The organism is Aeromonas bivalvium, from assembly GCF_000819765.1.
GTDB lineage: Bacteria > Pseudomonadota > Gammaproteobacteria > Enterobacterales > Aeromonadaceae > Aeromonas > Aeromonas bivalvium.
The window spans coordinates 24218-36763 of sequence record NZ_CDBT01000043.1; the positions used below are offsets into that span (position 1 = coordinate 24218).

Sequence of the window (12546 nt, forward strand, 5' to 3'; positions counted from 1 at the left end):
GGGCGCTGGCGCGTGGTGCGTGGCCAAAGAGCGAGGGGGCCGTCGGCCCCCTCGCGTTTCACTCCGGGCAAGGCCCGGTCCGGCGGGATCAGCCCTTGATGAAGTCGAGCACCACCTGATGGTGATCGCTGGTCTTGAACTTGTCGAAGCGGTGGACAATCTTGCCCGCCTCGTCGATGAGGAAGCTCAGGCGATGGATGCCATCGTACTCTTTACCCATGAACTTCTTCGGACCCCAGACCCCGAACGCTTCGGCCACGGCGTGATCCTCATCGCTCAGCAGGCGGAAGTTGAGGCTGTCGCGCTCCTCGAACTTCTTGAGGCGCTTGGCGGGGTCCGGGCTGATGGCGAGCACGGTCACATTGAGAGCGGCCAGCTCGGCATTGACGTCCCGCAGGCCGCAGGCCTGGGTGGTGCAGCCCGGGGTCATCGCCTTGGGATAGAAATAGACGAGCACCTTCTTGCCGCGCAGTCCGCTCAGGCTGACCGGCTGGCCATCCTGATCCTGCAGGGTGAAATCGGGCGCGTTGGCGCCGGCGGACAAGGGTTGGATGGGTTCAATGGTAGACATCTTGACTCCTCGGTGGCTGCCCTCGGGCAGGCTGACGACTGGGGGTGGACACCTCAAGGGTGCTTGCGGTGAATGATGAACTCGAACGACTCGGCGCCGAGCGCCTGGCAGAAGGCGGCGAAGGCGGCCTCGGAGTCGGTCACTTCGCCGGCGCGCGCCAGGTTGAGCTGGAAGCTCGCCTTGAAGCGGTTGTAGGGCTCCTGCTCCCGGGTCTGGGTCTGCATGGCCTGGATGTCCCAGCCATGGTCGCTGAAGAACTGGGTGCACTGGCTGACGATGCCGGGCTCGTCGCGGATCAGGATCTCGGCGCTGGCGTTGATGTCGTATTGCAGGGAGTGATGGCGCTCGGTGCGCTTCATCATGGTGATGAGATCCCACTCCTGGCTGCGCAGGGGCAGGCTTATCTCGAGTTGCATCAGGCTGTTCCAGTCGCCCGACAGCAGCATGATGAAGGTAAATTCGTTGCCGAAGATGCCAAGGCGGCTGTCGACTATGTTGCAGCCACAGCCACTCACGTGGCGGGTCACTTCGTTCACTATGCCAGGCCTGTCCGTGCCGATGGCCGTTACGACCAGGTAATGCGTCATAAGTCCTCTCTCGTCCATTCATTTTGCTGGCGCAGGCCGACTCGGGCGAGCCTGGAGCCGGGTGGGGCATTGCGCCGTTTTGTGGCGGATGGTACCACGGCTTGTCCCCCGCCTCCCTTGTTTTTCAAAGGGGGCAGCTTTACCATTACGCCCCTGAAAATCGGGAGAAATATCCATGTTACGCGGTAGTCTTGTCGCTCTTGTCACCCCCATGCTGGCGTCAGGGGACGTCGATTGGGCCAGTCTGGCTCGCCTTGTCGAGTATCATGTGGCCGCCGGTACCTCGGCCATCGTCGCGGTGGGCACCACGGGGGAGTCGGTGACCCTGAGCGAGCAGGAGCACATCGCCGTCGTGGCCAGGACCCTGGAGCTGGCGGCGGGACGCATCGCCGTGGTGGCCGGCTGCGGCTCCAACGATACCCGCCATGCCATCGCCCTGTCCCGCCGCTTTGCCGAACTGGGGGTGGATGCCGGGCTCTCCGTCACCCCTTACTACAACAAACCGACCCAAGAAGGTCTCTATCGTCACTATTGTGCGATCGCCGAGGCTAGTGGTCTGCCCCAAATTCTTTATAATGTGCCGGGTCGTACCTGCTGTGATCTCAAACCCGAGACCGTTGGCCGCCTGGCCAGGGTGCCCGGGATCATCGGCTTGAAAGAGGCCACCGGCGATCTGGCGCGCACCCCGCTGCTGCGGGCGCTGTGTGGTGCGGATTTCGCCCTCTACAGTGGCGATGACGAGACTGGATGTGATTTTATGCTGCAAGGGGGCGATGGGGTCATCTCCGTCACCACCAATATTGCGGCGGCCCAGATGGCCGACATGTGTCGTGCTGCCCTGGCCGGTGATGCCGGTCTGGCCCACGACATCAACAATCGATTGATGCCGTTGCATCGGACTCTGTTCTGCGAACCGAGCCCCATTCCGGTCAAATGGGCCTGCGCCCGGCTGGGATTGATAGCGACGGCGACCCTGCGTCTGCCGCTCACCGACCTCACCCCAGAGGGCGAACAGGCGATGACGCAGGCTCTGATGACTGCGGAGTTGATGGCGAGTGTTTAAAACAAACGGAAAGGGAAGTGCAGTGCGTCTGGCGATGAGTGTGGTGACCCTGGCCGTGTTGGCCGGTTGCAGCTCACCGGCGGAGCGCAAGATGGCCAACCGTGGTTTTGAGTATGAGGACGCCCGCCTGGAAGGCCGTGCATTCCTGATACCCGCCGGGTTGCAGACCCCCGCCTTTAACAGCGAGTTCAATATTCCCGCCCTGCCCGAGAGCAGCCGCGAAGGCCCCCTCGGCGCCGATGTGGACGTGCGTCCTCCCGCCCAGTTGCTGACCGTGGTTCCTGGCAGCCAGGTGGTGACCAATGCGGCCGAGCCCACCGTCGCCTTCTATGCCCTGAGTACCGGGCAGAACGTGCAGGACGACACCTGGGCCTTCCTGATGAATTTCCTGGCGAAGTACAAGGTCACCACCGAGCGCCTTGACCGCGAAGGCGGCGTGCTGGAAACCGGTTGGTTCGACAACACCATGGCCCTCGACGGCTGGGGCGAGGAAGATGACGACTACCAGATCCGCCAGCGCTACCTCTTCACCCTGAGCCCGGACAACCAGCGCCATGCCATGAACATGTCGGTCAGGGTCATCGACCACGAGGAGAAGCTGGACGGCGACACCAGCACCAGCCTGAGCCCGGCCGAGGCGAAGCGTTACGCCACGCGCGCCCTCAACCAGTTCTCCCTCTATTACGACAAGGAACTCAAGGCGCGGGAGCAGCACAGGAGCAGCGATGGCATGGGGCTGCAACTGGGTCTTGACAACAACGACCTGAGCGCCTGGATCGCCGATGGCTCCTTTGATCAGGTGTGGCGTCGCCTCAACCAGATCCTGCCCGGCTACGGTTTCATCATCAAGGATACCCAGCAGTCCCTGGGCTGGATCGACGTCGAGTATGACGAGCCGGGCAGCGACTTCTGGCAGAGCAAGGGGGGCGAGCCCTTCAAGCTGGAAGAAGAGAAGTACCGCTTCCAGCTCGGCGAGATGGCGGGTGGCAAGACCTCCATCACCCTGTTCGACAAGGACAAGAAGCCGGTATCGTCCGGTGTCATCTCCCAGATGTACATCAGCCTGTCCGAGGCATTCGCCAAGGCACAGGCCGATCAGGCAGCAGCACAATGACAAACAGGGGCCCGGCGCCCCTGTTTCGTTATATGAGTCCCCCGGCGTGACGCAGGGGGTTACCCGGATTGGATCGCACCCATTCCCGAGCCGCGGGGTGGCTGCTCTGTTTCATTAGTCCCACAACAGGAAGTGTTAAAAGCCATGAGTCTTGCAGATCAAGTATTGGCGGTGAATGACGATTTGCCGATCCGTACCGATAAACCTGTCCATTCAGGCAAGGTGCGCAGCGTCTACTGGTTGACCCCGGCAGACAGTGCCCGGCTCATCAGAGAGAAAGGCTATGACGTGCCGGCCGATGCGCCCCTGGCCATCATGGTGATCAGTGATCGCATCTCGGCCTTCGACTGCATCTGGCAGGGGGTGGACGGCTTGAACGGCGTCCCGGGCAAGGGGGCGGCGCTCAATGCCATCTCCAGCCACTGGTTCACGCTCTTCAAGGAGAAGGGATTGGCGGACAGCCATATCCTGGATATCCCGCACCCCTTCGTCTGGATCGTGCAAAAGGCCCGCCCCGTGCTGATCGAGGCCATCGCCCGTCAATACATCACAGGCTCCATGTGGCGTGCCTACCAGGATGGCGAGCGGGAGTTCTGCGGCATCACCCTGCCCGAAGGCCTGCAAAAGGATCAGAAGCTGCCCGAGATCCTCATCACTCCCTCTACCAAGGGCGTGCTGAAAGGACTGGACGGCGTGCCGGAAGCGGACGACGTCAACGTCTCCCGGGCCGACATAGAGCGCCACCATCAGGCCTTCGGTTTCCGCTCCCCGGCGGACATCGATCGCTACGAGACGCTGCTCAAGGAAGGCTTCAACGTCATCAGCGAGGCCCTGGCCGAGCGGGACCAGCTGTTCGTCGACACCAAGTTCGAGTTCGGTTACGTGACCGATGCCGCCGGTCGCGAGAAGCTCATCTACATGGATGAAGTCGGCACCCCCGACAGCTCGCGGATCTGGGACGGCGCCGCCCTGCGCAACGGCGAGATCGTCGAGAAGTCCAAAGAGGGCTTCCGCCAGTGGCTGCTGAACCACTTCCCGGATCCGGACATACTGCTCAACAAGCACCGCATGCCGGAGCGATTCGCCCTGGCCCGGAACAACAAGCTGCCCACCGAGGTGATGATGGACATCTCCCACACCTATGTGGGCATCGCCGAGACCATCATAGGTCAGCCGCTGGTGCGCAGCGCCCATCCCAAGCAGGAGATCATCGAGGTGCTGCGGGAGCAGTACGGCCTGATCGACTGAGGCGAGTGGTCTTCTTTGCCGCCAGGAAACAAACGTTTGCCTGGCGGGCCGCCTCGGGTGACCAGGCGGCATATGCGAACGGGCCCCATTGCGGGGCCCGTTCCTCTTTGTGCCATCGCGCCATCTGGAGAGCATGACCCTCGGCGGAGCCGGTCACTGGCCTGTTTCAGTCAAAGACCTTGAACACCTGGCCGCTCTGTACCCCCATCACGGCTCTTTGGTAGGCGAGGGCCACCCGGGCGGCGGGCACACTCTCGAAACCGGGGAAAAAGGGACCGTACGCCTCCCGGGATTCGGTCAACAGGGTCGGGCTCACCACATTGATGCGCAGCCCCTTGGGCAGTTCGCAGGCCGCGGCCTTGGCAAAATGCTCGATGGCGCCGTTGATGGTGGTGGCGCTGGCGCCACCCTGGATGGGGACCTCGCTCACTATGCCGCTGGTCAGGGTGATGGAGCCGCCCTCCCTGAGATAGGGAATGGCGGCGCGGGTCAGCTTGATCTGTCCCATCAGCTTGCTCTCCAGGCCAAACTGCCACTGCTCGTCGCTCAATTGGGCGAGGGGGCCGAAGGCGAGGTTGCCGCTGGCGACCACCAGGGCATCGAAGGGACCTGTGGCGTCAAACAGGGCGGCGATGGAGGCGCCGTCGGTCATATCGACCCTGGCATCTCCCTGGCGGTGGCCGACGCGAACGATCTCGTGCTGACTCGCCAGCAGCGTGCTGACGGCGGAACCTATGGTGCCACTGGCACCGACAATGACGATTTTCATGGCTGCACTCCTTGTTGGGATATATCGATAATATCTGGACAAACAAGAAGAAAAAGCGCTTAACATGAACGAATTGTTGTCATTTTGGAGTGAATGGTGTGGAGCTAGGTCATCTGTCGAGCTTCTATCAGGTGGTGCTGCGGGGCAGTTTCTCCGCCGCCGCCGATGCCCTTGGGGTGAGCAAAGGCATGCTCAGCCGCCATGTCAGTGCCCTGGAGCGGGACCTCAATGCCCAGTTGCTGCAGCGTACCACCCGCAGGCTCAGCCTGACCGAGGCGGGCAAGAGCCTCTATCAGCAGGCGGGGGAGATCTTTGCCCTGGCCCAGCAGGCCCGGCAGGACATAGAGGCGCTGACCGAGGAGGACAGCGGACGGCTGCGCTTCACCTGCCCGGTCAGCATGGGAGACCGACTGGCCGCCGAACTGCTCGAGCATTTCGCGGCTCTTTGTCCCGGGGTCAGCCTGGAGTTCAACTTTACCAATGCCGCCCTCGACATGAGCCAGGGGGAGCACGACATCGCCCTGCGCGCCATGACCCAGATACCGGACAACCTGGTCGCCCTCCCTCTGGGGCGACTGCGGGATGTGGTGGTGGCCAGTCCGGCCTGGGTGGCGCGCCATGGCCTGCCGGCGACCCCTTATGAGATGGCGGCCCACAGCTGCCTGCTGCAGGATCACAACCCCGCCTGGGAGCAGTGGCATCTCGCCAGAGAGGGGGAGGAGGCAAGGATCCTGGTGCAAGGCAAGGTGCGGTCCAACCACTACAGCACCTTGCTGCGACTGGCGGTGGCCGGCATGGGGCCCACCAAGTGTCCGCTGATGCTGGCCGACCCCCTGCTGGCCCGGGGCGAACTGCAGTGGCTGCTGCCCGCGTGGCAGGGGTCGCTTCATCCGCTGCACATAGTACATGCCCAGCAGCGCCGGGTGCCGCGCAAGATCAAGCTGTTCAAGCAGCTGTTGCAGGCCTGGTTTCGCGAGCATCCCCACTATCTGATGTGAGGGCAGGCGAAGCGCCAGCATACTGTTATCTGGCTGTCACAAAGGCCCGCTAAGGTAGCGGGCCATGTGTGGCACCGATAACGGATGATGAGATGAAACGAGTGTGGAGCCTGGCCCTGTTACTGGGCTGCGGGAGTGTGAGCGGCCTGGCCCTGGCCGATGTCCGAGTCTCGGTACCGGCCCCGTTCCAGCTGCTGGCGGTGCAGGAGGGCAGGTTGCTCGACGAGCATAGCGCCAGCGTCAGGGAGGGGACAGCCCAGCTGCTGGTGCGTTACGACGGGGTGGAGGAGAGCCGCAACAGCAGCGACAACGATACCCACCATGTATCCGAACCTCAGGTGGTACGCTTCGATGCCAGCGGCGGTCCCCTGATCCTGACGCCGGCTGCGGCTCCCGCCGCCCTGCGCAGTGGCGAGCAGATGGCCGCCTTTGCCAGGGCGCCCACGCTTGGCCTGGCTGATGAGCAGGGCCGGTCGGTCGCGTTTGCCCAGGACGAGCTGGTCAGCCGGGGGCTGCAGCTGGGGATCGACTGGCCCGATCGGCTGGCGGATTACAACCGGGATGGCGGTGTGGCGGCCCTGACGGTCGCTGCCGCGCCGAGCCAGGGTCCGGCCCTGGCCGTCGAAGCCAGCGGTCTGGAGGCCCAGTTGCAACAACTGTTCCTGCAGGCGGATCCCGCATTGCGCAAGCGCTTCATCGGCTGGGCCGTGCCCCGGCTCTGATCTGCCCGGGTCGGGGGCGCCGTCACCGCCCTCCCGCTTTCCTTGCAAGGGAGCTTGCAGTAAGGTGGGCACACTGCCGTGCCCACCTTTTTTTGCATGAGGTCCCCATGTTCGAACTGCATCCCCGCCTGGCCGCCGATACCCGGGTGCTTGGCGATCTGCCCCTGTGCCGCGTCCTGCTCGCCAAGGAGAGCCAGTATCCCTGGCTCATCCTGGTGCCACGGGTGGCCGGTTTGCGCGAGATCCACCATCTGGCCCCCCTTCAGCAGCAGCAACTGATGCAGGAGTCCTGCGCCGTCGCCGCCCTGATGGATCAGGCGCTCGCGCCCGACAAGATCAATGTGGCGGCCCTGGGCAACCTGGTGCCCCAGCTGCATCTGCACCATGTGGCCCGCTTCGTCGGTGACAAGGCCTGGCCGGGGCCCATTTGGGGAGCTCATCCCGTCATTCCCCATGGGCCGCAAGTTTTGGCGCGGGAGGCCGATACATGGCAGACGCGCCTAGGCACAGTCCCCGGGTTCACCCCGATCTATGCCGACGAGTGACGAAAGAGCGTGCTGGCTCCCAGCCCGATGACAAGGGCCCGGCCAGGCCTCTCCCTTTGTGTTATAGATAAGCCCATTTTCGCCGTTCAGGAAGAGCCCATGATAGTAACGAGAGCCGATGACGATACCGTGCTGACCACGGAAGATGTACTGCTGAGCCTGTGTAACTCGGTCACCAAGGTGCTGAGTGCGGCCAGCCAGAGCCAGGTGCGCTTCTCCGGCATGGTGCAGAAGATCAGCAAGACCTGCCTCAAGCCCGACATCGGCTGCTTCGTGCTGTTCGATGGCGGCTTCTCCGGCCTGGTGGTGATCAACTTCTCCGCCGCCGCCGCCATGGAACTCTACGAGAACTACATGCTGAGCATGGGGCTCTCCAAGGAGGATCTCGCCATCTCCCACACCTCGGACGAGGTGAGCAACGTGATGGGAGAGCTGATGAACCAGATCGTCGGCAGCTTCACCCACAAGGTCGGCCGCGAGCTGCAGACCCACATCACCCAGAACCAGCCCAAGATGCTGGCCCTGAACAAGCAGGTGATGCTGAGCGTCGATACCAACCTCGACAACCCGGAGTCGCGCCGGGTCACCTTCTTCACCGCCCGCAACAACATCTTCTATCTGGAGCTGGCGATGGACAAGACCGAGTTCATCCGGTTGCACGACGAGGGGCGGGATCAGGAGGAGCTGAGCCCGGACGAGCTGATCGCCCGTACCAAGCTGGCCCAGGCCCCGCAACCGGCGGCGACCGTCGCCAGTGCGAACGAGCACGACGACCTGCTGGACTCCCTCGGGATCTGAGCGCCGTCACGGCATAAAAAAAGAGGCCACCCCAGGGTGGCCTCCTTGTTTTCAGCAGGCGCCACGCGCCATCAGAAGGTGTAGAGCAGGCCGGTGCTCAGGGAGCTGGCGTTGCTGTCGTAGAAGGCGATGTCGGAGTCGGCCCTGGCGTAGCTGGCGCTCACCACGGCGGAGAGGGGGGCGACCCCGAACAGGCGATGCCAGAAGAAGGAGCCGCCGATGGCGAACTCGTTGGCATCGGCCCGTCTGCCAAAGATCGGCTGGATGGCGTCATAGTCGCGCTTGCCGAGATAGAGGTTGCTCACCAGGGACCACTGGCTTTGCTTGAGGCCGTAGCTCAGCTGAAGGCCGGTGCTGTCATAACGCTCGGCCCGGCCATCCAGGTCGGCCTGGCGGTAGATCAGGGAGGGCTCGAGCAGTTGGCCCGGGGCCAGCTGCCACAGGTAACCCAATTCGAAGGTATATTCCCGGCCGTTGCGATCGAGCTGGTGGGCGACCTCGTGACCATAGCGTTCGCCGCTGTGTTCGTTGTCGATGTCTATCTTGCGCAAGGTGGCCTTGCCGTTGAAGTGCGAACCCCAGATCTTGTCCCAGCTCAGGCGCATGCCGCGAGAGCTGCGGTCCGTGGTCTCCCGATCGACACCGGTGGCGAAGGGATCCTGCCACTGCTCGCCGGGCAGGGCGCTGAACACATAGGAGCCGGCGATGATGCCCTTGTCGCCCACCTGCTGGCGCACCCCCAGCTGCTGGGTGAAGTCGAAGCGCACCGCGTCCTGGATAAGGTTGCCCAGGAACAGCTGGGTGCGGGTGTCGGCGAAGGTGTAGCGCAGATCCGCATTGATCAGAGGGGTCAGACCGTCGGAACGCTCGGCCGAGCCCAGGCTGTCGATGCGCTCATGGCTGTCATGGCCCTTGTAGAAGTTGGACTCGTAGCTGCTGGCGTTGATGCCTCCCAGCAGGAAGCCGGAGAAGCCGGACTGTTTCGGGATCTCGATGATCTCGGCATGAAGGGGCCCGGCGACCAGCAGACCCAGGCCGAGTAACAGACTCTTGCGCATTGCTCATTCCTCGAACGAGTAGGATTCAAACAGATTGACCTGCGGCATTATAAGGAGGTGTTCCGCCCCTGTCTGCCTCCATGGCATCCCTGTCGCACCCGGGCGGGTTTGTTTTGCCCGCCCCCGACGGGGCCCGCCACACCTTGCACCGCACCAGTGAGGGCCAGCTCACAAAGGGTGGGGCGGACGCAATAAATCCAGCGTCGGGACAAGAGTTCCGGGACGGCTGCTGGTATTCTGGGGAGCACTTGTGGGGAGAAAACAACGAGATGAAGCAGATTAAATCCTGGGCCCAGTATTATGTGGATCTGATGACCAAGCTGGGGCTGGTGCGTTTCAGCATGTTCCTGGCCGCGGCCATCATAGTGTTGGCCGTCTCCATCCAGATGGGGGTGACCCTGTTTCTGCGCGGCACTGTCGATGTGGTCGATCTGGTGCGCTCCGTCTTCTTCGGCCTGCTGGTGACCCCCTGGGCCGTCTATTTCCTCTCCATCGTGGTGGATCAGCTGGAGGACTCCCGTCAGCGGCTGAGCCGCATGGTGCGCAAGCTGCAGGAGATGCGCGAGCGGGACATGGAGCTCAACAGCCAGTTGCAGGAGAACATCAGCCGCCTCAATGCCCAGATAGCCGAGACCAACCGGGCCGAGACCCTGCGCCAGCAGGCGATCGAGGATCTGGAGAACGAGGTGTTCCAGCGGGAGAAGGCCCAGCTGCACCTGGGAGAGCGCACCGCCCTGCTGCGCTCCTTCATCGACTGTTCCCCGGATCTGGTCTATTACCGCAACGAGGACGAGCAGTTCTCCGGCTGCAACACCGCCATGGAGCAGCTCACCGGTCGGGTGGAGGCTGAGCTCATCGGCCTCACCCCGTTCGATGTCTACAAGCAGGACATCGCCAACAAGGTGGTCGAGACGGATCGCCAGGTGTTTGCAAGCAACGAGCCCATGACCTATGAGCAGTGGCTCGAGTATCCGGATGGGCGCAAGGCCTACTTCGAGCTGCGCAAGGTGCCCTTCTTCGACCGCTTCGGCAAGCGGCTCGGCCTGCTCGGCTTTGGCCGCGACATCACGGAGCGCAAGCAGTACCAGGACAAGCTGGAGAAGGCGAGCCGGGACAAGACCACCTTCATCTCCACCATCAGTCACGAGCTGCGCACCCCCTTGAACGGCATCGTGGGCCTGAGCCGCATGCTGATGGATACCCAGCTCACCCCGGCCCAGCACCAGCAGCTCAACACCATCCACCTGAGCGCCGTGACGCTGGGCAACATCTTCAACGACATCATAGATCTCGACAAACTCGACCGGCGTCGACTGGAAATCGCGCCCGCCCCGCTGGATCTGCCCGCCTTCCTCGACGAGCTGGAGACGCTGTCGCGCATCCAGGCGGAACAGAAGGGGCTCTACCTGCATTTCGATCGGGATGGCGACATGCCGCAATTCGTGATGGCGGACGGTACCCGGTTGCGCCAGGTGCTGTGGAACCTGGTGGGCAACGCGGTCAAGTTCACCGACGAGGGAGGGGTGACCATCCGCTGCCTCGCCCACGAGGCCGAGACCCAGGGCAGGCTGGCCCTGCACTTCGAGGTGGAAGATACCGGCATCGGCATACCGCCTGCCCAGCAGGAAAAGATCTTCGCCATGTACTATCAGGTGCAGGGCAAGCAGCACGCCACCGGCACCGGGATCGGCCTCGCGGTCTCGCGCCAGCTGGTGCAGGCCATGGGCGGCCAGCTCTATGTGGACAGCGATGTCGGCGAGGGCGCCTGTTTCACCGCCGAGCTGGAGGTGGCCTGCGTCGAGGCCGCTGCCGATCCCGAGCTGCCCGACAGCGATCTGCGCCTCGATATCCTGCTGGTGGAAGATGTGGAGCTCAACGTCACCGTCGCCTGCGCCCTGCTGGACAAGCTTGGTCACCAGGTCAGGGTGGCGCGCACCGGCGGCGAGGCCATCGCCATGGCCAACCCGGATGATTTTGATCTCATCCTGCTCGATATCCAGCTGCCGGACATGACGGGCTTCGACGTGGCGGCCCGGCTGCTCGAACGCTACGGAGACAGTCTGCCGCCCATGGTGGCGCTGACGGCCAACGTCACCGGCGATCGCGACTATTACCTCGAACGCGGCATGCAGGATGTGATCAACAAGCCGCTGCGCTCCCAGGCGGTGCGTGCCGTCATCGCCCACCTGTTCGCGGATCTGGCCGATGAGGAGGCCTCCGCCGCCAGCGAGCAGGCGGAGCAGAACGACTGGCTGGATCTGGGCTTCTTGACCGACTACGCGGACACGGTCGGCAAGGGGGTGCTGATCTCCAGCGTGGACCTGTTCGAGCAGATGATGCCGGACTACATGGCGGTGCTCGATTCGAACATGACGGCCAGGGATCAGGCCGGGGTGGTGGAGGAGGCGCACAAGATCAAGGGGGCCGCCGGCTCCATCGGTCTGCGTCGCCTGCAACAGCTGGCCCAGCTGATCCAGAGCCCGGATCAGCCCGCCTGGTGGGAGAACGTGGAAGACTGGATTGAGTCGCTGCGCCGTGCCTACCCGGGCGACATCGCCCGCCTGCGCACCTGGTTGCAGACGTGACCCCCAAGCCATGACAGCGACCCAGACGAGGGAAGCCAGAGGAGTGAGCCCATGTACCAGACCCTGATCCCGCCCCTGCGCATCGTCCCCAGAGGGGAGGAGAGCCTGCTGGCGGCGACCGAATTCGATCGGGCCCGGATCGTCCAGGCGGCCCCGGTGCGCCGCTTGCAGCAAAAGACCCAGGTATTCCCGCTGGATGTGAAGGCCTCGGTGCGCAGCCGGCTGACCCACTCCCTGGAAGTGCAGGAGACGGGGCGCCAGATCAGCCGTCGCATCCTGGGGCGCTTGCCCGCCGAGGCGGTCTGCCCCTGGTCCTTCATCAATCTGGTGGAGATGGCCTGCCTGCTCCATGACGTGGGCAACCCCCCCTTCGGCCACTTCGGGGAGCAGGTGATGGGGCAATGGCTCGGCGAGCAGCTCGATCCCCTGTTTGCCGCCGCCGTGGGGGCGGCGAGCGAGCAGTGGCCGCGGCTGCGGGCCGATCTGCT

At 63.7% G+C, this 12546-nt stretch carries 13 protein-coding genes; 9 read left to right on the top strand and 4 right to left on the bottom strand.

Annotation, left to right across the window (positions count from 1 at the left end; all coding sequences use genetic code 11):
- Positions 1-88 precede the first annotated feature (88 nt).
- Positions 89-553: a thioredoxin-dependent thiol peroxidase gene (bcp, locus tag BN1119_RS12630; RefSeq protein WP_041998479.1), complete on the bottom strand. Its 465-nt coding sequence runs from the start codon at positions 551-553 to the stop codon at positions 89-91.
- A gap of 71 nt (positions 554-624) precedes the next feature.
- Positions 625-1158 (bottom strand): glycine cleavage system transcriptional repressor, encoded by a 534-nt coding sequence (locus BN1119_RS12635; protein ID WP_041998376.1) that lies wholly within the window; start codon positions 1156-1158, stop codon positions 625-627.
- A 175-nt stretch (positions 1159-1333) separates the two neighbouring features.
- Between BN1119_RS12635 and dapA the strand changes: the two genes are divergently transcribed.
- From dapA to BN1119_RS12650, 3 genes are all read left to right on the top strand, one after another.
- The gene (dapA, locus tag BN1119_RS12640) at positions 1334-2221 is read left to right on the top strand and encodes a 4-hydroxy-tetrahydrodipicolinate synthase (protein WP_041998379.1); all 888 of its coding nucleotides are present in this window, start codon (positions 1334-1336) and stop codon (positions 2219-2221) included.
- On the top strand, positions 2214-3335 hold the full coding sequence (gene bamC, locus BN1119_RS12645) for an outer membrane protein assembly factor BamC (RefSeq protein ID WP_084205453.1): 1122 nt from the start codon (positions 2214-2216) through the stop codon (positions 3333-3335). The genes dapA and bamC overlap by 8 nt, the downstream gene beginning before the upstream one ends.
- A gap of 144 nt (positions 3336-3479) precedes the next feature.
- The gene (locus BN1119_RS12650; protein ID WP_041998383.1) at positions 3480-4583 is read left to right on the top strand and encodes a phosphoribosylaminoimidazolesuccinocarboxamide synthase; all 1104 of its coding nucleotides are present in this window, start codon (positions 3480-3482) and stop codon (positions 4581-4583) included.
- 166 nt (positions 4584-4749) lie between these two features.
- Here the strand turns inward: BN1119_RS12650 and BN1119_RS12655 are convergent, their stop codons facing one another.
- Complete coding sequence (locus tag BN1119_RS12655; protein ID WP_041998386.1) at positions 4750-5352, bottom strand: short chain dehydrogenase; 603 nt, start codon at positions 5350-5352, stop codon at positions 4750-4752.
- A 98-nt stretch (positions 5353-5450) separates the two neighbouring features.
- On the opposite strand from BN1119_RS12655, the gene BN1119_RS12660 reads away from it, so the two are divergent.
- The 4 genes from BN1119_RS12660 (at position 5451) to BN1119_RS12675 (ending at position 8415) form a co-directional block, all read left to right on the top strand.
- On the top strand, positions 5451-6350 hold the full coding sequence (locus tag BN1119_RS12660) for a LysR family transcriptional regulator (RefSeq protein ID WP_041998388.1): 900 nt from the start codon (positions 5451-5453) through the stop codon (positions 6348-6350).
- A 92-nt stretch (positions 6351-6442) separates the two neighbouring features.
- Positions 6443-7072 carry a DUF2057 domain-containing protein gene (locus BN1119_RS12665; protein ID WP_041998391.1) on the top strand — a complete coding sequence of 210 codons (630 nt, stop codon included), beginning with the start codon at positions 6443-6445 and terminating at the stop codon, positions 7070-7072.
- A 107-nt stretch (positions 7073-7179) separates the two neighbouring features.
- A complete protein-coding gene (locus BN1119_RS12670; RefSeq protein ID WP_041998394.1) occupies positions 7180-7617 on the top strand; it encodes an HIT domain-containing protein in 438 nt (145 codons plus the stop codon).
- Positions 7618-7716: 99 nt separating this feature from the next.
- A complete protein-coding gene (locus BN1119_RS12675) occupies positions 7717-8415 on the top strand; it encodes a DUF3334 family protein (RefSeq protein ID WP_041998398.1) in 699 nt (232 codons plus the stop codon).
- 71 nt (positions 8416-8486) lie between these two features.
- On the opposite strand, the gene BN1119_RS12680 is transcribed toward BN1119_RS12675, so the two are convergent.
- A complete protein-coding gene (locus BN1119_RS12680) occupies positions 8487-9473 on the bottom strand; it encodes a DUF2860 family protein (protein ID WP_041998400.1) in 987 nt (328 codons plus the stop codon).
- A 269-nt stretch (positions 9474-9742) separates the two neighbouring features.
- Here BN1119_RS12680 and arcB point away from each other — a divergent pair, with 269 nt between their 5' ends.
- Together arcB and BN1119_RS12690 are read left to right on the top strand one after the other, a co-directional pair.
- Positions 9743-12058, top strand: coding sequence for an aerobic respiration two-component sensor histidine kinase ArcB (gene arcB, locus BN1119_RS12685; protein ID WP_041998480.1), 2316 nt, complete (start codon positions 9743-9745; stop codon positions 12056-12058).
- 51 nt (positions 12059-12109) lie between these two features.
- Positions 12110-12546 (top strand): HD domain-containing protein (locus tag BN1119_RS12690; protein WP_041998402.1); only part of this gene is annotated, 437 nt, incomplete at its 3' end.

Coding starts and splice junctions, on each gene's coding strand:
- BN1119_RS12635 (WP_041998376.1), bottom strand. CDS start 1,158: ATGACGCATTACCTGGTCGTAACGGCCATCGGCACGGACAGGCCTGGC.
- BN1119_RS12665 (WP_041998391.1), top strand. CDS start 6,443: ATGAAACGAGTGTGGAGCCTGGCCCTGTTACTGGGCTGCGGGAGTGTG.
- arcB (WP_041998480.1), top strand. CDS start 9,743: ATGAAGCAGATTAAATCCTGGGCCCAGTATTATGTGGATCTGATGACC.
- BN1119_RS12655 (WP_041998386.1), bottom strand. CDS start 5,352: ATGAAAATCGTCATTGTCGGTGCCAGTGGCACCATAGGTTCCGCCGTC.
- BN1119_RS12680 (WP_041998400.1), bottom strand. CDS start 9,473: ATGCGCAAGAGTCTGTTACTCGGCCTGGGTCTGCTGGTCGCCGGGCCC.
- BN1119_RS12670 (WP_041998394.1), top strand. CDS start 7,180: ATGTTCGAACTGCATCCCCGCCTGGCCGCCGATACCCGGGTGCTTGGC.
- dapA (WP_041998379.1), top strand. CDS start 1,334: ATGTTACGCGGTAGTCTTGTCGCTCTTGTCACCCCCATGCTGGCGTCA.
- BN1119_RS12675 (WP_041998398.1), top strand. CDS start 7,717: ATGATAGTAACGAGAGCCGATGACGATACCGTGCTGACCACGGAAGAT.
- BN1119_RS12650 (WP_041998383.1), top strand. CDS start 3,480: ATGAGTCTTGCAGATCAAGTATTGGCGGTGAATGACGATTTGCCGATC.